At 47.1% G+C, this 24,783-nt stretch carries 17 protein-coding genes; 10 read left to right on the forward strand and 7 right to left on the reverse strand.

Features of this window, described 5'->3' with window-relative positions; genetic code table 11:
- Positions 1–14: 14 nt before the first annotated feature.
- From K6V30_RS23500 to K6V30_RS23515, 4 genes are read right to left on the reverse strand one after another with little or no spacing between them, the layout of a single operon-like run.
- Positions 15–944, reverse strand: a complete 930-nt coding sequence (locus K6V30_RS23500) for a hypothetical protein (RefSeq protein ID WP_005858608.1) — start codon at positions 942–944, stop codon at positions 15–17.
- Complete coding sequence (gene tssD, locus K6V30_RS23505; protein ID WP_005858606.1) at positions 944–1,360, reverse strand: type VI secretion system tube protein TssD; 417 nt, start codon at positions 1,358–1,360, stop codon at positions 944–946. The genes K6V30_RS23500 and tssD (K6V30_RS23505) overlap by 1 nt, the downstream gene beginning before the upstream one ends.
- A 13-nt stretch (positions 1,361–1,373) precedes the next feature.
- The gene (gene tssD / locus K6V30_RS23510) at positions 1,374–1,796 is read right to left on the reverse strand and encodes a type VI secretion system tube protein TssD (protein ID WP_005858603.1); all 423 of its coding nucleotides are present in this window, start codon (positions 1,794–1,796) and stop codon (positions 1,374–1,376) included.
- Positions 1,797–1,807: 11 nt separating this feature from the next.
- Positions 1,808–4,285: an ATP-dependent Clp protease ATP-binding subunit gene (locus K6V30_RS23515; RefSeq protein ID WP_005858599.1), complete on the reverse strand. Its 2,478-nt coding sequence runs from the start codon at positions 4,283–4,285 to the stop codon at positions 1,808–1,810.
- Between the two features lie 265 nt (positions 4,286–4,550).
- On the opposite strand from K6V30_RS23515, the gene tssD (K6V30_RS23520) reads away from it, so the two are divergent.
- The 7 genes from tssD (K6V30_RS23520) (at position 4,551) to K6V30_RS23550 (ending at position 15,190) form a co-directional block, all read left to right on the forward strand.
- Complete coding sequence (tssD, locus tag K6V30_RS23520; RefSeq protein WP_004288717.1) at positions 4,551–4,949, forward strand: type VI secretion system tube protein TssD; 399 nt, start codon at positions 4,551–4,553, stop codon at positions 4,947–4,949.
- A gap of 117 nt (positions 4,950–5,066) precedes the next feature.
- Positions 5,067–6,875 carry a type VI secretion system Vgr family protein gene (locus K6V30_RS23525; RefSeq protein WP_005858597.1) on the forward strand — a complete coding sequence of 603 codons (1,809 nt, stop codon included), beginning with the start codon at positions 5,067–5,069 and terminating at the stop codon, positions 6,873–6,875.
- A gap of 11 nt (positions 6,876–6,886) precedes the next feature.
- Positions 6,887–8,245, forward strand: a complete 1,359-nt coding sequence (locus K6V30_RS23530) for a hypothetical protein (RefSeq protein ID WP_005858595.1) — start codon at positions 6,887–6,889, stop codon at positions 8,243–8,245.
- 45 nt (positions 8,246–8,290) lie between these two features.
- Positions 8,291–8,764, forward strand: a complete 474-nt coding sequence (locus K6V30_RS23535) for a hypothetical protein (protein WP_005802596.1) — start codon at positions 8,291–8,293, stop codon at positions 8,762–8,764.
- Entirely contained in the window at positions 8,761–10,137 is a 1,377-nt protein-coding gene (locus K6V30_RS23540) for a DUF5458 family protein (protein ID WP_004288713.1), read from the forward strand. The genes K6V30_RS23535 and K6V30_RS23540 overlap by 4 nt, the downstream gene beginning before the upstream one ends.
- Positions 10,138–10,218: 81 nt before the next feature.
- On the forward strand, positions 10,219–14,592 hold the full coding sequence (locus K6V30_RS23545) for a DUF6531 domain-containing protein (RefSeq protein ID WP_224207214.1): 4,374 nt from the start codon (positions 10,219–10,221) through the stop codon (positions 14,590–14,592).
- A gap of 7 nt (positions 14,593–14,599) precedes the next feature.
- Entirely contained in the window at positions 14,600–15,190 is a 591-nt protein-coding gene (locus K6V30_RS23550) for a hypothetical protein (protein ID WP_005858587.1), read from the forward strand.
- Positions 15,191–15,433: 243 nt separating this feature from the next.
- Here K6V30_RS23550 and K6V30_RS23555 read toward each other — a convergent pair whose 3' ends face one another.
- From K6V30_RS23555 to K6V30_RS23565, 3 genes are read right to left on the reverse strand one after another with little or no spacing between them, the layout of a single operon-like run.
- Positions 15,434–16,294, reverse strand: a complete 861-nt coding sequence (locus K6V30_RS23555; protein WP_005858585.1) for a hypothetical protein — start codon at positions 16,292–16,294, stop codon at positions 15,434–15,436.
- A 6-nt stretch (positions 16,295–16,300) separates the two neighbouring features.
- Entirely contained in the window at positions 16,301–17,362 is a 1,062-nt protein-coding gene (locus tag K6V30_RS23560) for an AAA family ATPase (protein ID WP_005858583.1), read from the reverse strand.
- Positions 17,356–18,486, reverse strand: a complete 1,131-nt coding sequence (locus K6V30_RS23565; protein ID WP_005858581.1) for a DUF262 domain-containing protein — start codon at positions 18,484–18,486, stop codon at positions 17,356–17,358. Before K6V30_RS23565 ends, K6V30_RS23560 begins: the two co-directional genes overlap by 7 nt.
- Before the next feature lie 203 nt (positions 18,487–18,689).
- Here K6V30_RS23565 and K6V30_RS23570 point away from each other — a divergent pair, with 203 nt between their 5' ends.
- The 3 genes from K6V30_RS23570 to K6V30_RS23580 all read left to right on the forward strand — a co-directional run bounded on the left by K6V30_RS23570 (position 18,690) and on the right by K6V30_RS23580 (position 24,771).
- Positions 18,690–23,054: a DUF6531 domain-containing protein gene (locus K6V30_RS23570; RefSeq protein ID WP_211740433.1), complete on the forward strand. Its 4,365-nt coding sequence runs from the start codon at positions 18,690–18,692 to the stop codon at positions 23,052–23,054.
- 33 nt (positions 23,055–23,087) lie between these two features.
- Positions 23,088–23,708, forward strand: a complete 621-nt coding sequence (locus tag K6V30_RS23575) for a hypothetical protein (RefSeq protein WP_005858575.1) — start codon at positions 23,088–23,090, stop codon at positions 23,706–23,708.
- 142 nt (positions 23,709–23,850) lie between these two features.
- Positions 23,851–24,771, forward strand: coding sequence for a hypothetical protein (locus tag K6V30_RS23580; RefSeq protein ID WP_005858573.1), 921 nt, complete (start codon positions 23,851–23,853; stop codon positions 24,769–24,771).
- Positions 24,772–24,783: the final 12 nt, after the last annotated feature.

Genomic DNA, 24,783 nt, shown 5'->3' on the forward strand with positions numbered 1-24,783 from the left:
TTTTATGCATAACTTTATTCATTAAAATATCCAAAGCCATCTGTAGCTGTATCCACCAAATAGTAAATAGAACTAATAGCAAATCCCCATGGTCCCAATATACCTATATAGGTAAATCCCACATCTAATGCTGCTTTAACAAATTTCTTTTCCAATGTTCTTCCATCTTCTACAAATATTAAGGAAACAGAATAACCAGCAGAAGCATACGAACTCCAGTTTCCAAGCATTTTCATACCTTTTAAATATTTAGTCCCGGTTTTTCCAATTGCTTGAGCCTCTTTAAGTAACTGCTGCTTTTTATCGAGTGAATTAAACTGCTTCCAAGAATAACCATGAAAACTTCTTATTCCATAATCTATTATTTCAGTTTTCGCACCTAACCCAATACCAAAAGCTCCAATTCCTGTATTAATATTATCAAGAATTTCCTTATTAAAGCCCACTCCATCTGTAATGTCAAAATCTTGTTTAATTCCTTTCTCATGTATATAAGAACGAATCGTTTTTGAATCACTCAAAAGAATATTTCCTTTTGAATCTGTAGCTTCTATATAAATAAAATAATTACCACCTTCCTGATTCAAATACACATTAACCTTACCTTGTTCTTTTGGAAAAGTTACAGACCGGTTTCCCACAGCAACAGTTATGGTTCCATTACCATTATCATAAGTTATTCTTTCAATTATATCTTCAGTAGTGTATCCCATGCTCAAAAAGATGCGCTCTGGACTATCATCTATAGCTTGATAAAAAAGAGGGTGTAACTCACAACTGCTCCATTGCACATTACCATCTGTAATCCTGAAAGCCTGTGCTGGCATATACACAGGACAGGTATATCCAATACCCTTGACATAACCTGTATATGGAACTCCTATTGATTTTAGAAACTCAAAATCCTCTAGAGTTATTATTCTATTATTCAGAATATCGCCCATTACTTTACCCACCGATTATCAAATTCAATACCATTCACGCTTACACTCTCTGGAGATAGAATCAGACTTGTTGACAATCCTTGTCCCAAAGCCTCTATAACCCGTCTCAGATTGACACAATATGCATTCGTAAACGCCACCTCAAACACGATTCCGGACGTTCCAGTCTTGAACAGAACTGCCCCGTTCTTTTTCACCCACGGTTTCACAGCCCATCCGTAGATGTTGCTTTTCACCGTCTGCGAAAGGGTTATCATGATTCGTCCTCCACGCACTTCGCCTTCCGGTTGGTTCTTTAGGTTATCTACTGGCTGGTGAAAACCTATTTTGAACTGTTCCACTGCATATTCGTCGCCGTCAACGCTGAATATGACATTCACGTTGCTGTCCACTTGCGGAAAATTAAAAAGTCCCATAACGCTGCTGTTTTTAAAACACCCACTGATTTTCAAACTCTTCTGTACCGAATGCCAGTTTCTGTGCCTGTACGGTCAGTTTGGTCGCAATATAGCTTTTGCCCTGCCGGATATAGCTGATTTCCATATCCACACAGGTCGCTTTCTCAAAGAGTATCTTTTCGAGTGTGGAGCCTTGGTTGTCATGGACTACGATGGCTCCGCTCTGGTATTTACGGGCATCCAGCATCCACTGGATCATGTCACGGTTGGGAAGATGAGGGTAGGTTACATAAAACGTGCCGCCTTTTACCTCGGTCTGTGCCTGTCCTTTGATATCTATCCCTTGGGCAAATCCGAATTCGCAACCGATGAGCTGGTAGCTGTCCTTGTACATGTCGGTCAGTGAGGAGGCAGCCAGGTTGCCTATCTTTAAGAATACGGTATATCCAAACATAGTGTACTTGATTATTGGTGAATATTCCAGGTTAATTCATTCTGTTCGTCCAGACCTACCTCCAGACTTTTTCCTTTGCCCAGCTCCTCGTTGATGATAAGCCGTGAAATCGGTCTGCGCAGATAGTTACGGATTACACCGGCCACTTGGCGGGCACCGTATTTGGGTGTGAATCCTTTGTGTGCAAGCATCTTACGGGCATCATCGGTGATGGTTATGCCGATACCCTGCTTGTCCAGAAGTTTTCTGACTCCGTTGAACTGTATGTCGAATATTTTCAGGAGTATGTCTTCGCGGATGGGGGAGAACGGAACGATTTCAGACAGGCGTGCCAGAAACTCCGGACGGAAATACTGCCCCATCACCTCCATGATCTGGGTGGTGGACGGAACATTGCCGGACTCAAGTTGCTTGGTCAGCCACTCGCTTCCTACATTGGATGTGAACAGCACGATGGAGTTGGAGAAATCCCCTTCCTTGCCCAGACGGTCATGCAGTTTTCCCTCGTCCATGATTTGCAGGAAAATGTCATATACGGACGGGTGCGCTTTCTCTATTTCATCAAAAAGGACAACGGCGTATGGCTGTTGCCGTATTTTATTGACCAGCATGCCGCCTTCCTCATATCCCACATATCCCGGAGGCGCTCCGTACAGCAGGGCGGCGGAGTGTTCTTCCTTGAACTCGGACATGTCGAAACGGATCATGGATTTCTCGTCATTGAACAGGGCTTCCGCCAGTGCTTTGGCAAGTTCGGTCTTGCCGGTACCGGTGGGTCCCAGCAGGAAGAAGGAGCCGATGGGCTGTCCCGGCTTGTTCATGCCGCTACGGGATTCCAGGATGGCATCCGTCAATGTCTTCAGGGCCTGGTCCTGTCCGACGACGCGTCGCCTCAGATAATCTTCCATATTGAGTAGCCGTTCCTTTTCCTGCGACTGTATCTTGCCGATAGGGATGCCTGTCTTGCTGGCGACAACGGCGGCTACCTCATAGATACCCACCTCCTCTATTTTCTTCTCTGCAAATTGGAGGAGGACGTTCAATGCGTTTCTCAGATAGCCGGTCAGTTCTTCATACTCCTGCAATTCATGGATATCCGCTTCATCGGGTATGACTCCTAAAAGGATGGGGCTTAATTTGTTGTGCATTACGAAAAGCAGCGTTTTCAGTTCTTCGGTCTTTTCCTGAAGGTCCTTTTCGTCCTTTTCTATTTCATCCAGCCCGGATAGCAGGGTCTCCACATTCTTCTTTCCTGTTTCATTGACCATCTTGATGGCGGAGAGCGTCATGTCCAGCAGACCGATGGCGGAATCAGGCAGACGGCGGTCTTTGATATACCGTTTGGCAAGACGGACACATTCGGCTACGGCTTCGTTGCTGATTCTTACATGATGGTAGTCCACGTATTGTTTCTGCACGGAGTGTAGCATCTGGATAGCGGACTTTATGTCCGGTTCGCTTACCTGTATGACCTCGAAACGGCGGCTGAAAGCATGGTCCGGCTCGATGATTTTGCGGTATTCGTCAATGGTGGTGGCGCCGATGACGGTCAGGTCGCCGTGCGACAGTTCGGATTTCAATACATTTCCCGCACCGGTATTTCCTTGTCGGTTGTCCAGCAATACATGGATTTCGTCAATAAACAGGATTGCATTGTCGATATTCCGCAATTCTTTCAGGATGTTTTTCAGGCGGTCCTCGATTTCCCCCTTGTAGGTGGCTCCCGCAATCAGGGAGGCGTTGTCCAGTTCAAATACACGGGTTTCTTCCAGAAACGAGGGCACTTTATGGCTGACTATCTCCCAGGCAAGTCCGTAAACCAGTGCTGTCTTTCCTACTCCGGCATCACCGACAATCAGGACATTGGACTTGCTCCGGCTTCCCAGTATCTCCATGACCATACGGTTTTCACGGTCGCGGTTGATGACCGGATGCAGCTTGTTGGCCGCATCTTCGGTTAGATCCACACAGTATTTGCCCAAGAAGGAGGATGAGGCGGAAGTCGGGGCATAGGACTTCTCCGTAGTGGCAGAAGGACATGCCGGCTGCCCGTTACCTATATATATGGAATGGATATCCTTTTCCAGAATGGGGAAAGACCTGAGCTGGTCGCTGGAAAAAGCGACACCGGGCTTTGCCAGTGCCAATAGCACACAGATGGGATTGATGTCGAACAGCCCGAACTGGATTCGTGCATCGTCTGCGGCACGGAAAACGGCGTCAATCCGTTCCGAAGGCTTGATTTCGGACAACTGGGTGGATTTCGGGCATTGTTCGATATACACGTCCGCCCATTCCTCCAGATAGCCTAAATCCTTGCCTATACTTATTATAAAATCTCTTAACCCTACATCTTTATGAAGTAGAGCCTTCAACAAATGCGAGGGTGTATAACACTCGTTCGCATTTTCACGAGCCACTGCAAGTGCTATGTTAAGCGCAATTTTTACAGAATCATCAAGATTGATGAAACCAACTCCTGTTTCCATAATCGTAAGATTTAAAAATTGCGCAGGAGAACATTGCAAATATAAGGCAAAAAAAATAATTCGGCTATTGTTGGCAGTGTTTTTTTTATGCTTATGGGCATATTTTCGGCAAAAACAAGAAAAAATCATCAAAAGTTCTTTGTAGTTTTCAGAAAATGCCATATATTGGGCGCAGAAATTGAAGGACAAAGATAGGACTGTAGCAGGCCTCCTTTGACCGGATATTTCAAAATCAACTTATTTTTTAATTTAAAACTTTGAGAATATGGCATTTAAAGCGTCATTTAAGTTTTCGGACTCAAGAGAGTTTGATGTACTGACCTGGAGAGTTAAGTTCAATCGTGATGTGGACCCCAAAGGCCGTCCGGCATCTGACATTTATGGTGGCACAATCTATGTGGAAATCGAATCAACTCCCGATACCATTGTGCTGGATAAGATGTTCAAGCAGTACCAGCCCGTAAACGGAAACATCGTCTTCAAGAAAGCGGATGAAGATGCCAAAATGAAGGAATTGGTGTTCGAAAATGGTTATGTGGTGGATTACGAAGAGGCACTGAATGTGGCTAACCCTTATCCGATGACAATCAAGTTCGCCATTTCTGCACAGACCGTGAAGATGGACGAGGCTACATTTGTACAGGATTGGCCGGAAAACAACTAATGGTTGTTTCCTAATCAAAGTTTTAAGGTGCCGGAATATACCAATTCCGGTTATTTCGGCACCAAAAAACATACCGACCAGTCGGATTATTTATTTAAAATCATAGTTTAAGATAGTATGGGAGCAAGTTTTCTGAATTTGGTGGCTACTAAAGTAACCGTGAAAGGAGAAGAACAGAAATTCGTTTCACTGCATCTCCGTCAGGGTTTCAACCGGCATCACACCTTCACTGTGGTGGTGAATTATCTGTCGCCTAACAATACGTTCCAACAGACCCCGGAAAAATTCATCGGCTACATCGGGGAGACAGCCAGCATTTCATTTGTCCATAGGCAGACGGGTGAAAGTTATGACTTCGAGGGAATCATCACTCAAGTGGAAATGGTTGGAAGCATGGGCGAGACAGGCGGAGTGGCCATTCACGGAACAAGCCCTACGATACTGTATGAGAACAACAGGACACTCGATTCTTGGATGGATCAGTCCCTCTCTACCATAATAAAGGAGGTGACGCAGGAGTATGGAAAGGTCAATTTGGTTTCCAATCCCAAGTATGCGGCGCCCATACCCTACATGGCGCAGTATAACGAGAGTGTCTTTGACTTTATGAATCGCCTTTCGGCTCTTTATGGGGAGTGGTTCTATTATGACGGGACGAAAGTGTATTTCGGCAAGCCTGACAGGGACAATACGGAGAAGATTGTTTATGACATGGATTTGGAGGAGGTACGTCTGGTTGCCAATCTGGTACCGGGTAAATCCGCAAGATACGATTATGTAGCGCAGGAGAACAAACAGCATAATGCGGATACGCCTGCCAAACCGGATGGCATGAACGACCTTCAGTCTATTGCACACAGCTGCTCTGAGAAGGCATATACTGCAAAAACGACCTCGGCTGCCGACCCCCATGTAACGGACAAGGCGGAACTGGACGAACAGATGAGGATTGTAAAGAATGCGTCTGGTGCCAATCTTCTGAACATCAAAGGCATAGGAAAGACTTGCCGGATAAGGATTGGTGAAATCATCGATGTTTCTTTCCCTGACAGGATGAAACTGCCTCCTTTAGGCAAGTTCCGTATTGTCGGGATTGAGCATGAGGTACGCCGTGACGGACATTACTCCAATAGTTTTGTCGGTGTGCCGGACGGTACGGTACATATTCCTGTTCCCGATGTGAAGCGACCGTTGGCGTTGCCGGAACTGGCTACGGTGAAGGAAAACAACGACGACAAGGGACAGGGACGTGTGAAAGTGGCTTTCGACTGGCAGAAAAACGGCAAGACAACCAATTGGATCAGGGTGCAGACTCCTAATGCGGGAGTAAGTGGTGCGGTTTCCAAGAATCGCGGATGGGTATTTGTTCCGGAAGTCGGCGATCAGGTTATGGTAAGCTACGAGCATGGCAACCCGGACCGCCCCTATGTTACGGGATCGGTGTTCCATTCCGGTTCAGGTAAAGGAGGGGACAAGGACAACAAGGTCAAGAGCATTATCACACGCAGCGGCAATGCCATCGTTTTCGACGATGAGACGGGAAGCATCGTTATTACCGACCAGACGGGAAAACAGCTGATCATATTGGATGGCACGGATGCCATTACCGTCATGGCGAAAAGAAGCATTACCCTTACCAACGAGGCGGAATCGGTCATCGTAATGGATGATAAGTCGATAGGCTTGCAGGCCGATACCATTGCTCTCGAAGGCAGGAAAAGTGTAACATTGCTGTCCGGCAACGAATGTATGGTGCTCAGCAGCGAAAAGAGTATAATTAGCAGCAGCGGTACCAATATCAAACAGGAGGCGGCAAAGGATTACGATGTTGCTGCAAAGAACGGAACGGTCAACGGTGTAAATCTGATGATAGAGGGAAAGGGAAACGTAACGGTTTCGGGAGGAATAGTAAAGTTTAACTCATAATTCGGTTGGCTATGGGAGCATCTGCATCTGTGATACAGGAATATTACAAAGCAGTCGATTACTGGGCGGACATAGTCGGCAACAGGGACTGGAAACTGTCTGTATGGATTGTCGGGCAGAATGATGTGGACTTGGTGGACAGGTTTCTGGAAATAGAACGTTCTCCGGTAGGGCAGTTCGATGACATATTCTTTCGTTTTGATACGCCGTACAGGGGGGATGACGAGGAATACACTGAACAGCTCTGGCAGGAATATGCGGGTTGGTTTTCAGAAAAGGTTGAGGAGAAGTATGATATTCTCAGGGCTCTGAGGCACGACGGGCTGCTGAAGGAAGAATACATTCCTGATGTGTCGGTTGAGCATACGGCGGGCAACTTGTGGAGAGAGATGTTGCGTTTCAAGGCATGTATCTCCCGGTTGGATGATGCCTTTTTCTGTCTGTACTTTCCTCCGGAACAGGAAAGGGGGTATTCCCGGACAGGATGGTTCGGCAATGTGCTGAAAGAAGGTGTCCCGCAGGGAATCCGGATGACAACCATTGACTTGAAAAAGAACAGGAGTATCCGGCTGGGTGAGTCTCGGGAAGTGGTTTGCATACGCCCGCAGTTCGATATGGCGGCGGCTTTGCATAACCGGATGGCACGGTCGGATAGCGGTAACGACCTGATTGCACCTGAAAATCGGTTCAAGCAGCAGGTTACGGTTGTCATGGATTCTACACAAAAGCAGGATTGGAAATTATTGGACAGAGAAATCCGAAAACTGTTGGATATTGCACAGGAAATAAAGGATACGAATATCCGGATTTCCGCTCTGCTTATCGCATCCGAGGCATGTTATGCTATCAGGGAATATAAGCATAGCATGAAATACAGCGACGAAACCGTCCGGGAGGCGGAAAAGGCGATGCAGGGCGGTGAAACGGCAGGATATAGTTATTGGAAAATGGCTGTTTCCATGAAAGCGGCCATTCTGACAGCCGGGAAAAAACGGGAGGAAGCGGTTGCCTTGTATGACATGATGGCTAAAAAAGCCGTCATGCAAAAGGACCCTTATTATGTCATGGAAGGCTATCGCATGTGTGGTTTCCTGCGCTATGAGGATGGAAAGATGGAACAGGCTTTCGAATATTTTTTGCTTGCCCTGGCAGGAGGCAGCTACCTTTCTGCCGAAATCAGGCGGAGTTCCACGTTCGTTTATGCGGCGTATCTGGCTCTTCATACAGGAAGGCTGGTTCGTGCTCCGATTGATGTCGGGATATTGGAACGGCAGCTCTGCGAATGGATTGGGGAGGATTGGAAGGAACTGGTGGACAATCCGGATATGCAGCAGGCGAAGGCCAGAAGAAGGGGAAGTTTTTTCAGTTGAGCGAGATTTAATTAATATATATTTTAAATTTAAAATTGAATAAGTATGGATCTTGGTAATTATGGAATCGGCGGAAACGAAGTGAAGATTGACGCTTCCGAAGGTATTGCGGAAATTCCACAAAATCGAACCTTATTGGTGGAACAGCTGACGAAGGATGAGCCGGTGGCTCCCGAAGTGGTTGCCGGTCTGACCAACATTGACGAAGTCTTTGCACATTTCCGGCCGGAAATAGATATCGAGTTCGCGGATGCGGACGGTGCTCCCGTAGAGGAAAATTTCCGTTTCCACAATGTCGGTGATTTTTCTGTCAGGAAAATGACGGAACAGAGTTCATTCTTGTCCGGCCTGAATGCGGAAAAGCAGTTTGCGGACAGGATGGAGAAGTCGTTGCGTTCCAACAAGGTGCTGCAACGGGTGCTGGAAAATCCGGAGACACGTGGAGCGTTTGTCAATGCGATTTCTGCCATTTTGGACGATTTGAAGAACAATGAGAAGTCTAACCCCACTAATGAATGATAGTTATGAGCGAACAGAATACACAAAGAGAAGCAGCCGTACAGCAGCAACAGGCTGTGGCGCAGTCCAGAAATCTGAACGCTGAATTGCAGATTCTGGCTAAGTTTGGCGGTTTCAATGTCTTGGAATCTTCCGTGGACGGCATACAGAACATGAATCCGGAGCGCAAGGCACGGCGGAACATATTCCTTTCCGACCCCGAACGGGCGGCTGAGCGCAAGGAACTGGAAAAACGGCTTGAGATGTGGGTCGATATGTTGAAAGGCAACAAATCCATCAGCGAGATGGTGGAACTGTGCCAGAAGAAGTCTGCGGCGGTGTCCGGTCTGCTATCCCAGAACCAGCTGAAAGCGGTGGAAGAGGTCAGGCAGTTGGAGAAGTCCTACCGCACGGTCATGCTCTTCTACAAGAATACGGATTCCGACAAGATCAAGAATATCTCCATTGTGAACGCTTCGATGAGCCAGCTTACCGATTTGGACAACTCCTTCTTTATCGATGCCATTGCTAACGAGCTTCGTGCGAATTATGACCGTTTGGACTTGCGTACCAACTATTCCCTGCTGGTTATCCCGGGATATTTGGGTTCCAACAAGGTTGTTGAAAAATGGGCAAAGATTGCGCATGACAACAAGGTGATGATTTACACGGATTTCGCTGATCTGGAAAAACCGGATGATGTCATTGAAATGTTCTTTGATTCCAATCTTTCGGGAGGCGATGTGTACAAGTCCAACGTATGTATGACCTGCAACTATCTGGTAGGACGGGGACGCTATGCGGAACTGGGCGAAACCGAAGACTTGCTGATTCCTCCTTCTGCGGCATTGGCCGGCAGTGTGTACAAGACGGTAATGGCACAGGTTACCGCCGGTAAGAAGTATGGTTCCATGAGCGAGGTGGACGGGGTTGCTTTCAACCTGAAAAAAAGCGAGATTTCCGAAATCGAGAAGATTGGCCTGATTCCGATGGTGAAGGAATACGGCAAGGTGATGGCTTTCTCTGCCAAGACATTGTTCAACGGGGACAACTTGGGATTGCAGACCTATTCCGTAGTCCGTGTGTTCGATTGGGTAACGAAAGTGCTGATGGATTTCCTCAACCGCCGTGCCTTTGAGAACTGGAACAGCAAGGCGGAAAGGGATTTGCGTGGTCAGATCAGCAAGTTTTTGGATAGCATACAGGGTCCCGGACGCTTGATTGAGAAATTCAAGATTCTTCGTTTCGAGCGCGATCCGAAGCAGAAAGACCGTATTTTCCTCGACATTCACCTGACTCCTTATTTCCCGGCAAAGAGTTTTGTCATCAAGTTGGAAGGTACAAAAGGGGATGACGAGAACGACTGGAACAGCGACTATGCACAGGATGCATAGGTAAGTCCTTACAGGGACAGCCGGAGTGTGCCGGTTGGAACACCCGGTTGTCTCTTTTTCACATTCTAAAAAATTCTCACCATGTCAGATGTGTTCAAGAATATAGCTGACGCCGCCGGTAGCAGCAGCGTCAGACGGGGCTTTGCCGACCTTTTTTCAGCCTCCAAGGCGGCTTTGGACGAGATTCAGGCGGGTCTGGGCGGAATCCTTCCTTCCATGCCGGGTATGCCTGTCGCCAAGTTCGGCGACCTGTCCATCGGGATAGACATGCATCCTACCGTTACCCCTCCCTCTCCCATCATGCCTGTGCCTCATGTAGGCAAGGTGTACGACCTCATGGCAGACCTCATGGCCGGCATGGCGGCTGCCATGCCGCCTGCGGCTGATGGAGTGGCCGGAGTGGCGTGCAACATCCTCAAGAGCATGGCTCCGTCGGTCAAGGTGCATAACCAGTGGATTGCGCAGGCAGGTATCGGCATCGTGCATCTGCCGGCATTTGTATTGCATCCGGCCCCGTTGGTCAGCGGTATGTCCGAGTCCGAGATGTGGATGGGCAGTTCCACTGTCCTGGCGGACGGTGCGCCCTGTTCCTCCCTCACACATCCGGCACTCTCATGCAACATTGTGGGAATACCGACGATTCCCCGCAAGGGGAAGCCCAGGAAGGTGAGCAAGGCCCTGCTTGCCCCCACTTCCATGCTCTCCACCATCACATCCGTAGGAAATCCCGTGCTTGTGGGAGGACCGCCTACCATTGATGTATTTGCGCTGGCGATGAAGTTCGGACTGAAAGGCTTGGGCAAGATGTGGAAGAAGATAGGCGACCGCTTCCAAAACCTAATCGACAGGCTGAGGAAAAAAGGCATGAACAGGCTGGCGGACATTCTCCAGCCCATCAAGTGCAAGACTTTCGGCGAGCCGGTGGACGCTGCTACGGGCAGGGTCTATCACACCAATGTGGACTTTGAGCTTCCGGGGCCGATTCCCGTCGTATGGGAACGTACCTATTACAGTGATGCCGCCGTGGACGGTCCGTTGGGATACAACTGGCACCACAGCTACAATCTGGGAATACGGCAGCTGGAGGAAGGGGCGTTCGCATTCCGCCATGCTGACGGACGGGAGTCTTTCCTGCCCGTACTGAAACCCGGAGATTCCTATTTTGACCGCAAGGAACAGTTGTCTTGGACACTCGATGGCCGGGGTTACCTGCTTACGGACATCCGGGGGTTGCAATACCGTTTTGACGGTCCTGAAAACCGCTCCGGTTACCGCATGGTATCGGGCATTTCCACGAAGGACGGATTCCGGCTCCGCTTCGAATACGCTTCGGGGGGAAGGCTGGCAGGAATCATATCCTCACGGGGAGAATTCCTGAAAGTGGAAACCGACGAGTCGGGGCGGGTGCTCTGCGTTTCCGTAAATCAGGACGGTGAGGAGGTGAAGCTGGTCCGCTACCGTTACGATGACCGGGGCGACATGGTGGAAACCATTGACGCGCTGGATGTCAGCAAACATTTCGTCTATTCCGGCGGACACCTGCTGGTACAGCTTACCAACCAAGGGGGTATGTCCTTCCATTGGGAATACGAGGGTAAGGGTGAGAATGCCCGCTGTGTGCATACATGGGGCGATGGAGGCGTGATGGAATATTTCATCCGTTACGGCAAGGGATATACCCATATTCGTAACGGGGAAAATGCCGAAACCGAATATTATTACGGTGAGGACAAACTCATCTACAAGATAGTGGATGCCAACGGAGGAATTACCCGTCACCAATACAACAGCTTTCAGGAGTTGGAGGTCACGGTCAATCCCGAAGGCTATACCCGTAAGACTGCCTACAACGAGTTCGGCCAGCCGGTCCGGATTACGGACGAGAACGGGGAGGACACCTTCCTGGACTACGACGGCAATCGCAACCTCGTCTCGCTCTACACTCCGGGTGGAAAAAGGCTTTCATGGGACTATGACGGACAGGATCGGGTCGTCAGCCGGACCACACCGGGCGGAGAGACTGTGAAATATGCCTACGAGGGAGGCGTGCTGCGCACCATAACGGACGGGCAGGGACGGGTTTACACGCTCACGTTCAACGACAGGTACGATCTGGAACTGATGCAGTTCCCCAACGGACTGTTCCGCCGGTGGGAGTACGACGGCAGGGGAAGGCTTGTACAGGCGGTGGATGTGAAAGGCAATGTTACCCGTTATGCCTACGACCGTGCGGACAACCTGATACGGCTGGAAGAGCCGGACGGCAACGTGCACCGGTTTGAGTACGATGCCATGGGGAACATGGTACATGCCAGCGACAACATCCGCGAGGTCAGGTTCACCTATGGGGCACTGGGGGTACTGAAAAGCCGCGAGCAGGAACGGCACCACATCACCTTCGGCTACAACAGCGAGTTGCAGCTCCGGCGCATCGGCAACGAGGCGGGCGACAACTATTTCTTCGAGCTGGACGGGCTGGGACAGGTCGTTGCGGAAACCGGCTTCGACGGTCTGCGGCGTGAGTACGAGCGCGACGGGGCGGGTCGTGTCACCCGTGTGAACCGTCCCGGAGGAAAATGGACGGAATACCAGTATGATGGACTGGACAATATCCTGAAGGAGGAACAGTATGACGGGGAAGTCTCCCTCTACACGTATGACAAGGACGGCATGCTCGTCAAGGCGAAGAACAGCGAGAACCTGCTGGAGTTCACCCGTGACAGGAAGACGGGACTGGTTACAGAGGAAAGGCAGGGAGAATACACTGTCAGCCGCACCTATGACAGCGAAGGCAACTGCACCCGCATCACCAGCAGTCTGGGAGCGGACATCCGCCATACCTATGACCGGGAAGGCAACCTGCAGACCATGCAGGCAGGTGAAAGCTGGCAGGCATCCTGGGTACGTGACAATACCGGGCTGGAGGTGCAGCGAAGTTTCTCCGGCGGTGTGACTGTCAAGACGGAACGCGACTGTTTCGGCAGGGAGATACGCAAGTCGGTACGGTCAGGCGGCATAGAGAAAGGGGCTTACCGCTACCAATGGGGAATCGCCAACCGCCTGCTCTCCAAGGAAAACGAGCTGACGGGAACGGTCATTCGCTACGACTATGACCGTTTCGACTTCCTTATCCGGCAGGAAACCACCCAAGGTTCGGAAACGGATGTGATTTACCGTGTGCCGGACTTCGTGGGTAACCTCTTTGAGACACCGGATAAGAAAGACCGCAAATACGGTGCCGGGGGAAAACTTTTGGAAGACCCGGATTGTTTCTATCACTACGATGATGAGGGGAACCTCATTTTCAGAGAGTTCAAGCATTTGCAGGAAACGGGTGTAAGGTTCGACCGCAAACGTATGGAGAAGGAACGGGGTATCCATTTTCTGGCAACGGGAACGGGATGGCTTTACGAATGGGCTTCCAACGGCATGCTGAAGAAGGTCATACGTCCGGACGGAAGGCCGGTGGAATTCCGGTATGATGCGTTGGGGCGCCGCACGGCAAAGCAATACTTCGGGAAGGTCACACGTTGGATATGGGATGGAAACGTGCCTATACATGAATGGAGATACAAAACTACAGAAATACAACCAGATGAAAAAGGAGAATCCTTTCAGAAAGAGCCGATTGAAAACATTACCACTTGGGTATTTGAAGAAGGAACTTTTGTTCCTACAGCTAAGATACAAGAAGGTAAACAATATTCCATTGTGTCCGACTACTTGGGTACCCCCATCCAAATGTACGACGAACAAGGAAACAAGACATGGGACTGTACACTGGATATCTATGGAAAAGTGCTTGCCATTGATAAGGGAACAGAATTTGATTGTCCTTTCCGCTATCAAGGGCAGTATGTGGATAAAGAAACTAAATTATGCTACAACCGCTTTAGGTACTACGAACCAGAAATTGGTAATTATATAAGTCAAGACCCTATTGGACTAAGTGCAGGTGAAAGATTTTATAGCTATGTCAAAAATGTCAATCTTTGTATTGATATTTTTGGACTTGTAGCCAAAGAATTTGACATCGATACTTATGGCAATATTAGCAGTAGGGCGAATATTGGTGACAATTTAACAGCACACGAACTCCTTCAACACGCATGGCTTGAACAGAACAATAAACTTCCCACAAGTAAAAATAGAGGAGTTGATTTAATTTCTAAAGAAAACCCTTCTATTGCATTAAGAGAAAAGGGTATACACAATAGAATTACCGCTCTTCAAAATAGATATGGGATGAAAGGTAAAAACTTGAAAGGACAATCTGCACTAGAAAATATAAACAAAAATGCAGCTTTAACACGTAGAGGAATAATGGAAGGGTTAATAGCTGATGGCATGGATAGAAAAACTGCGAAAGAAAAAGCAACCGCATTAGTCGAGAAACTCAGACAGGATGCAATAGCACATGCTAAAGCAAATAATTTAATAACATGTAAATCATAAAATAGTTATGAACATAAAAAAGATATTAAAGACTAGAGAAGACGCTTTATATTATGATATATGTGAATATAAAGAAAACTGTAATAGTTGGGTTGGGGGTAATGCTCCTAAAATATTAGATAATATTTCTTTCCCTAATATGGAAAAATATTATTTCTACTTAACCCTGCAAAGCCCATTAAATAAAGAAAGACAATACTCTATTTTTACTCCAGATTTTGATACTTCCTTAGAATACAATTCATATCCTAATTGCAAAGTATTACTAATTGAACATGAAATAAGCGAACAGAGTAATTGTACTAAATTTAAACATCCCGAAATTGATGATATTTATTCCTTATATGAAATAGGAGAAGACAGAGATGGGCCAGAAAAAAATAATGTTATCAAATTTGGAGGAAAAGCTATACCAATACAATGGGGATTGGATAATGATGGAAAAGTAACAAAAGATGGATATGATTTCATTTTTCAAATCAACGAAATTGGAATGAGAGGCATCTCAGAATTTATGAGTGGAAGTATATATGTATATGGTAAAATAGAAAATGAAAATATTGAAAATCTTTTTGTTGCATATTGGGAGTATTCTTAATTTTTTAGTACAATAGCAGGTAGTATCAAAACAAATGTATTACATATTAATTATTGGAACACTACCTTTATTGTTAAGTTACAAGACCCGTCCCGGCGGATTATAAATCCGCCGGTTATAAGTATTAGGATTTGTAATTCTTGAATTTCCGACTGAAAGTATATGGAGATAAGCAAGATGCCAATCTTATAAATTTGCACAGCTTTCTATTTTTATAAAAATAAGGCCAAGGGGCTATAAACATTATCCAACATCGCTTAGCTCATGGTCCAAATCAAACCTCAACACATAAAAAACACCATTCTCCACATAGCCGAAACACCTGTTCCGCTGAGTGATTCTGAACTTTTTAATGCCTTTCTTCCATAGGTCATCCGAAAAATAGCGCTTGCTTTTCTTGTTCTTGTTATACGGTTTATAATCCAATCCATTATCTGTAGCAATGGCACTCCAGTCCAACTCCTCAAATTTATGGAATGAATCAATAAATTCGTTCTGATTCTCGCCGTCAATAAGGGAAAAACCCAGCGTGTCATCAATAAGGCTGAAATCAAGCTTGCCTCCACTGAAACGAATGGTAATATACTTTTCGAGAGATAGTTCACCCCTTTCAAACAAGATAGAGTACAATTGCTTCTCTTTCCAGATATTACCAACCTCGATTGGTTCTTCATCTTTGGTTACGGCAACCAGATGCTTCTCATACCTGGATCTAATAAATGATAGAAGACAAACCGAGCGGGCTGCTGCTTCGGCAACTGAACTGCCGGATACATCGGTTTCACCTACTGAATATTGGGCATTGGAATCCTGTTGGGGAGCTTCATCCCAAAACGGATTACAGATGGCACGTGCCAATGTACTTTTATACAGCCTGGCTTCATCGATGATACGGGTTTCCGGTGCTGTCAGCAAATCGTGTAAAGTCTTGTCGGGAGTGGCTTGCGCAGCAAAAAAACTTCCTTGTTTGAACAGATATCCCACTCCATGTGAAAGGGCATCCTGCAATGCCTTGTGAAACGGAGGCATTCCGTTTTTCCAGAAATCCCGGCTGTCCAAAAACTGTCCGTTCAATGACAATTCATTGATAATGATACCGTCCATAGAGTCTTATAGCTTTAAAATGGCATCCAAATCAATATCAAACTGCTCAAACATGCCGGGAATATAGGATTGGATTCCTCCCTGTGGGGTAAATTCCACAGGTTCGGCATGGGTCAATCCATTCCCGTCTTGTCTGAAGTTGTACACGGCAACGTCAGACAAGGCCAACTTTTCCTGACTGATCAGGCGCCGGATACCGTTAAACAGGTGGTCGCTATGGCTCTCTATGATGATTTGCACACCGGCTTTCGCTATCTTTGCCATGAAATCAATCAGGTCGGCTTGTGCCTTGGGGTGCAGATGGATTTCTGGATTCTCCGTAATCACCATGCCGCCTTTCGGGGTCGCGAAACAAGCTATGATGACTTCCGTCATAAAGCTTACTCCGGTACCGACATGGTAAGGGAGAAGCTGTTTGCCGCTGCGCGTTTCATATTTTACGTAATGATTGCTTCCTACTGTTTCCACCACCAGCCGGTAACCGGTCAGCCTGTCCAGTTGATAATTCACCTGACCTTCCAGGGTTTGAGTGCCGGGAGCCAGGATCAATGCGGCATCCAGCGTATCCAGACGGTGCTTGGCGTAATAGTCTATCACAAATTCCCCGTTACGCCCCAGCTTGTTTTCCGAATCGGGATTAACGGGATGCATATATGCCCCACCGGGGCGTGTGGCAGGCAGGTACAGCAGGTTCTCGCTTCCGAGAACTCCCAGCAGGTTCGGAGATGCGTCAGCCGATTGTTCCACAAAAGTGGTTTGGAATGAGTCATCGCCCGGAGTAAAACAAAGCCGGGTCGGATCTTCTCCATGATACGAAATACAGATTTCGTATGACTTGGCATTGGTCACAAAGTTCCTTACATCATTGAAATTCGACGCTTCTGTTCTCCGGTTCTTCAGACCGTGTTTGCCTTTTTGCTCCGTCACGTTATCCGAAGCAATCAGCAAGGCTTGCAGGGCGGTAGATTTTCCCGATGAATTCGGACCTGCGAACAGGTTCAGAGGTTTTAATTCCAACGAACATTCCACCAGGCATTTATAATTGTTGACAGTCAGATTGTTTAGCATAAATTCAGTTCATGAATAAGTCGGTTGATAATTTCATAACGCTTATAGGTCTGCTTTCCGCTATCCACGGAGCGTGTGAGAGAATCCAGATAGGCATCATTGCACATTAATTGCATATAAGTATCCTGAACCTGACGATGGAATTGTTCCCCTTCTCCGTTCAATCTTGACAGAAGATAACTGAAACTCTCAAAGAAAGCCATGTTTATCGGCCGTTTCTTGCCGGGTAACGAAGGCAGCCTGAAGCCGCCTGACGGAAGCAGTTGTATGGCAAGCTCCATGGCACGTGTAAACCGGCTATCCAGTTCTTTAAACAAACCGTTTTCCGGCTCCAGCTGATTGAGAAAACGCATCGTTTTCCCCAAAAAATCCTCTACATTGCTTCGGTAATCCAGAGGCTCATGGGTGTCCGGGTCTATGGTGATATGCTGCTGCCACAAATAAAAAGCCGTAAAACGGAGTACCAGATACCTGTCTTTCATATGGTTGTCTGGAATGGAACCTTCTGTAGCTTCAACGAATACCTCTTTCTTGGCCAGCCGGTTGATCAGTTTCGTGGCATTGCCCTGATAGAGCGCATTGCGCATCTCTTGATTGTTAAGCCGCGTCCCGCCACGGTTCACCCGGTCAAACAAGTCAAAGGTAACCCGGTCACTGGTAGGTGCCTTAATCACATGCAAGGTAAGCGAACAGTCCTCTATTTTATTCTGCTCCAACGGAGTCAAATCTGCGAATCGGGAACCGTTCTTGTCCTTTAGGATAGTGAGTTTGTCCAAGGCAAATTCATTGTTGATAAAACTGAACAAGGTGCTCAGACGCTGCTTGCCGTCTACAATAAGATACACTCCCTTCTCATCTTCCTTCACATAAATCAGAGGTAGAGGAATACCCATCAGTATGGATTCTATCAGCTCGCTTTTCTGTTTGGTCTTCCATACCAGTCCCCGTTGAAAATCAGGGGTCAGATTCAGCATCGGAGGAGTTTTTTCCCATTTCCGCTTCAGTTGGAACACGGAAGCCGATTCGCGGGCTATATTTAGCACTGCGTCCGGATATACGGTATTCGGCTCGTATGTCTGCTGGTTGGAAGCCGTCCGTATGGTATATTCTCCTTCAAAGTCCATTTACTCTCCTTTTTTCTTCAACAGATGCAAATATACGACGTTTTTTTGATACATGACTTGAAATCAATTGCCTTTTATGGATTGTCTTATGATTTTTGATAGAAAATAGTAGGAGAATGTTTTTCTTTTTTGATTTTAAATGATACATTTGCAAAAAGCAGACCGACCAATCGGTTTAAAAACAAGAATCAAAAAGTTTCATTATGCCGGATGTGTTCAAGAATATAGCTGACGCCGCCGGTAGCAGCAGCGTCAGACGGGGCTTTGCCGACCTTTTTTCAGCCTCCAAGGCGGCTTTGGACGAGATTCAGGCGGGTCTGGGCGGAATCCTTCCTTCCATGCCGGGTATGCCTGTCGCCAAGTTCGGCGACCTGTCCATCGGGATAGACATGCATCCTACCGTTACCCCTCCCTCTCCCATCATGCCTGTGCCTCATGTAGGCAAGGTGTACGACCTCATGGCAGACCTCATGGCCGGCATGGCGGCTGCCATGCCGCCTGCGGCTGATGGAGTGGCCGGAGTGGCGTGCAACATCCTCAAGAGCATGGCTCCGTCGGTCAAGGTGCATAACCAGTGGATTGCGCAGGCAGGTATCGGCATCGTGCATCTGCCGGCATTTGTATTGCATCCGGCCCCGTTGGTCAGCGGTATGTCCGAGTCCGAGATGTGGATGGGCAGTTCCACTGTCCTGGCGGACGGTGCGCCCTGTTCCTCCCTCACACATCCGGCACTCTCATGCAACATTGTGGGAATACCGACGATTCCCCGCAAGGGGAAGCCCAGGAAGGTGAGCAAGGCCCTGCTTGCCCCCACTTCCATGCTCTCCACCATCACATCCGTAGGAAATCCCGTGCTTGTGGGAGGACCGCCTACCATTGATGTGTTTGCGCTGGCGATGAAGCTGGGGCTGAAAGGATTGTCAAAGCTCGGGAAAAAAATATCCCATCTGCTGCATGGATTGATAGACAAGGCGGGATTGAATCCCCGGCTTGCCAGGATTCTCAAGAAAACAGCTTGCATCATATTCGGTGAGCCGGTGGACGCTGCTACGGGCAGGGTCTATCACACCAATGTGGACTTCGAGCTTCCGGGTCCGATTCCCGTCGTATGGGAACGTACCTATTACAGTGATGCCGCCGTGGACGGTCCGTTGGGATACAATTGGCACCACAGCTACAATCTGGGAATACGGCAGTTGGAGGAAGGGGCGTTCGCATTCCGTCATGCTGACGGACGGGAGTCCTTCCTGCCTGCGCTGAAACTTGGAGAATCCCATTTTGACCGCAGGGAACAGCTGGCATGGACACTCGATGGCCGGGGTTACATGCTTACGGACATCCGGGGGTTGCAATACCGTTTTGACGGTCCCGAAAACCGCTCCGGTTACCGCATGGTATCGGGCATTTCCACGAAGGACGGATTCCGGCTCCGCTTCGAATACGCTTCGGGGGGAAGGCTGGCAGGAATCATATCCTCACGGGGAGAATTCCTGAAAGTGGAAACCGACGAGTCGGGGCGGGTGCTCTGCGTTTCCGTAAATCAGGACGGTGAGGAGGTGAAGCTGGTCCGCTACCGTTACGATGACCGGGGCGACATGGTGGAAACCATTGACGCGCTGGATGTCAGCAAGCATTTCGTCTATTCCGGCGGGCACCTGCTGGTACAGCTTACCAACCAAGGGGGTATGTCCTTCCATTGGGAATACGAGGGTAAGGGTGAGAATGCCCGCTGTGTGCATACATGGGGCGATGGAGGCGTGATGGAATATTTCATCCGTTACGGTAAGGGATATACCCATATCCGCAATGGGGAAAATGCCGAAACCGAATATTATTACGGTGAGGACAAACTCATCTACAAGATAGTGGATGCCAACGGGGGAATTACCCGCCGCCAGTACAACAGCTTTCAGGAGCTGGAGGTAACGGTCAACCCCGAAGGCTATACCCGCAAGACTTCCTACAACGAGTTCGGACTGCCGGTCCGGATAACGGACGAGAACGGGGAGGACACCTTCCTGGACTATGACAACAACCGCAACCTGGTCTCGCTCTACACTCCGTGCGGAAAGAGGCTTTCATGGGACTATGACGGACAGGATCGGGTCGTCAGCCGGACCACACCGGGTGGAGAAACTGTGAAATATGTCTACGAGGGAGGCGTGTTGCGTACCATAACGGACGGACAGGGCCGGGTTTACACGCTCACGTTCAACGACAGGTACGACCTGGAGCTGCTGCAGTTCCCCAACGGGCTGTTCCGCCGGTGGGAGTACGACGGCAGGGGAAGGCTTGTGCAGGCGGTGGATGTGAAAGGCAATGTTACCCGTTATGCCTACAATCGGGCGGACAACCTGATACGGCTGGAAGAACCGGACGGCAACGTGCACCGGTTTGAGTACGATGCCATGGGAAACATGGTACATGCCAGCGACAACATCCGCGAGGTCAGGTTCACCTATGGGGCGCTGGGGGTGTTGAAAAGCCGCGAGCAGGACAGGCACTGGATTACATTCGGCTACAACAGCGAGTTGCAGCTCCGGCGCATCGGCAATGAGGTGGGCGACAACTATTTCTTCGAGCTGGACGGGCTGGGACAGGTCGTTACGGAAACCGGCTTCGACGGTCTGCGGCGTGAGTACGAGCGCGACGGCGCGGGTCGTGTCACCCGTGTGAACCGTCCCGGAGGAAAATGGACGGAATACCAGTACGACGGACTGGACAATATCCTGAAGGAGGAACAGTATGACGGGGAGGTCTCCCTCTACACGTATGACAAGGACGGCATGCTCGTCAGGGCGAAACACAGCGAGAACCTGCTGGAATTCACCCGTGACAGGAAGACGGGACTGGTTACAGAGGAAAGGCAGGGAGAATACACCGTCAGCCGTACCTATGACAGCGAAGGCAACTGCACCCGCATCACCAGCAGTCTGGGAGCGGACATTCGTCACACTTATGACCGGGAAGGCAACCTGCAGACCATGCAGGCAGGCGAGAGCTGGCAGGCATCGTGGGTGCGTGACAATACGGGGCTGGAGGTGCAGCGCACCTTCTCCGGTGGCGTAACCGTCAGCACCGAGCGCGACTGTTTCGGGCGCGAGGTGCGCAAGTCCGTCCGCGCGGGCGGCATCGAGCGCGGGGCGTACCGCTACGAGTGGGGCGTCGCTAATCGGTTGCTCGCCAAGGAGAACGAGCTGACGGGAACGGTCATGCGCTACGACTACGACCGTTTCGACTTCCTTATCCGGCAGGAAACCATCCAGGGCTCGGAAACGGACGTGATTTACCGCGTACCGGACTTCGTGGGCAACCTCTTTGAGACACCGGACAAAAAAGACCGCAAATACGGTCCCGGGGGAAAACTGTTGGAAGACCCGGATTGTTTCTATCACTACGACGACGAAGGAAACCTCATTTTCCGTGAGTTCAAACGGTTGCAGGAAACGGGCGTAAGGTATGACCGCAAGCGCATGGAGAAGGAGCGCGGCGTCCGCTGTCTGGCTACAGGTACGGGATGGCTCTACGAGTGGAGTTCCAATGGTATGCTAAAGAAGGTTATACGTCCGGACGGAAGACCGGTGGAGTTCCGTTACGATGCGTTGGGAAGACGCACCGCCAAACAGTATTTCGGAAAGGTCACACGCTGGGTGTGGGACGGAAACGTACCTTTACACGAATGGAGCTATAAAGCCGTTGGCTTACAATCGGACGAAGAGGAAAACATCCTTCCAAAAGAACCGGCAGAAGATGTTACCACCTGGGTGTTCGAAGCAGGCACGTTTGTACCAACAGCAAAGATACAGGATGGTAAGCAATATTCTATTGTGTCCGATTATTTGGGTACACCTATTCAGATGTACGATGAAAAAGGAAACAAAACTTGGGATTGTACACTAGATATTTATGGAAAAGTGATTACTGTAAATAAAGGAATGGAGTTTGATTGTCCATTCAGGTTTCAAGGGCAATATGTGGATGAGGAATCGGGATTATACTACAACCGTTTTAGGTATTATGAACCAAGAATTGGTAGTTACATGAGTCAAGATCCTATAGGATTAAAATCTGGTATTTTAGCAATATATAGATATGTTAATTCTACTAACATAGCACTTGATATTTTAGGCTTATCTCATGCTTATAAATTAAAAAAAGCTATGGAAAATGCCTATAGGCCTGTTGCTGCTGGACAGACTCCACATCATATTGTTCAATTGAATCGGAATAATGAATATGTAAACAGATCCAAAGCCGTATTGGAAAGGTGTCACATAGGAATTAATGATGCCGAAAATGGAGTTGCTCTATGGGGTACTGCTAATTCTCAAGTAACTCAATCTGGACATCCAGGAAGAGAAGCTGCCAGAACTACTGGTACTTACCATGCAGGGTACATACATTCGCTTGAAAGTGATAAACGAATATGTGAATTATTAGAGAGTGCTGAGAAATATGCGATAGACAATAAATTAAGCGATAATTTAAAAGACAATTATGTCAGAAAACAATTACAAAAAATTGGAACAGAAATAGAAAGTGGAAGATGGAACAATTCAACCCATTAATTCATAAGTAATTTATATTAAATATCGACAATTATGTTAACAGATTTAAAATTAAAAATAACAAGTTTACAAAAAAAGAATAATATTCTTCTTATAAAAGAATATTTAAAAAATGTACATAGATGGGAATATTCGACCAAGGAATATTATAATCTACTACCTTATTATCATTTACTTAATAAAGAAAAAAAAGGTAGACTTTTAAAAAACATGACCATTGAAAAATGGAATTATCAGGACTTGTTCAGATTTGGCTTCGATGAAAATAACAAAATGATTATTTCAGAGCAACATATAGATGCAGATATACGAAAAGGTTTATATATCAGTTTATATGAATATTCTAAACATGGATATAACAAAACCTATTTCAAATATTACCCAACAGAAAATGAAAATACACCCGTAATTAATTTAATATCTATATCAAAATTTGAAATAGTAAATAATGAGAATTCAATATATGTTGGAGTTAATATTTATGGTGATAGTTCAACTATAGAATACTTTTATGATAATAATAAACTCATTAAAGTCATCAAAACAGCCTCAAGATGGAAACATAAAGAAGAATATAACTTGTTTTACAATAAAAATGAAGAACTATACAAAATTATTTTAGGAAATACCATTTATTGGCAAAATCAAAAATAAAACAAAGCCCCCATTAACTCATCTCACTTAGATATACTATCTTTGTGACAAGCAACAACTAATATGTTACAATTCCCAACTGTTTCATCAGTATAGCTCAAAATGTCCAAAAAAAATTCAACCAGTTATAAACGATAACATTATGAACATGAATAATCTAAAAGGTTTTGTCTTCTATGTGGATATACTAGGATTTTCAGCTTTAACACAAGGTAAAATCCAGCTTACAGAAGACGATTTTAATATTTGGCAGGTCTCTAAACATTTTCAGACTTCAGGGAATCAGGAATTTGCAGCCAATATTTTGATCATTTTTCGGAAAATCTTGGCAAACTGCCAGAGTAAATACCCTACAGTAAATTTCACCCAGTTGTCCGATTGCGCTTTCGTCTGGTCTGAAAACATGAAAGATGTCATACTTTCATGTCATACTATTATGTGGGATTGTTTGCAAAATGGTATTCTATGTCGTGGTGGTATTGCATACGGAGATATCATTGAAGATAACAACACTAATTTGGGACAAATGTTGCTAGGAAATGCTGTAAGTAAGGCTGTCAAATTGGAACAGGCTGGGGCCAAAGGCTGCCGTGTTTTAATGGATCAGGAGGTTCCGGCATTTTTACATGACTATGATTCATCATTTTTGAGCAAAATTTACCAGTTGTTCCAACCTTTTGAGAATCCCTTGGATTACCAAATCTATGATGAATTCAAATGGTATTACTCCCAAAGTCTGAAAGATTTAAACACGACTATAGGTATAATTCAGGCAACAGTCGAAAGATTATGCCTCGCTGCAAAATTACAATATCATCCCAGATTTAACTGGAATGTCCGGTCTCAAGAGGGTAATATCCATGTAAAATCATCCATGCGATTTACTTCAGCAAATGAACAGAATGTTTTTAATATAGAGCATACCTTTGATTGGAAAGAAATGGTAGATTTAAAAACACGAACAGCAACAAATTATAACCGTATAGCTAAAAAAATTCAAGGGGAAGCCTTATCTTGTACCATCGATAAAGAAGGACGCATAAAGTTTCCTCCAGTACCATAGCAACTATTGAAC

Source organism: Bacteroides faecis (assembly GCF_020091505.1).
GTDB lineage: Bacteria > Bacteroidota > Bacteroidia > Bacteroidales > Bacteroidaceae > Bacteroides > Bacteroides faecis.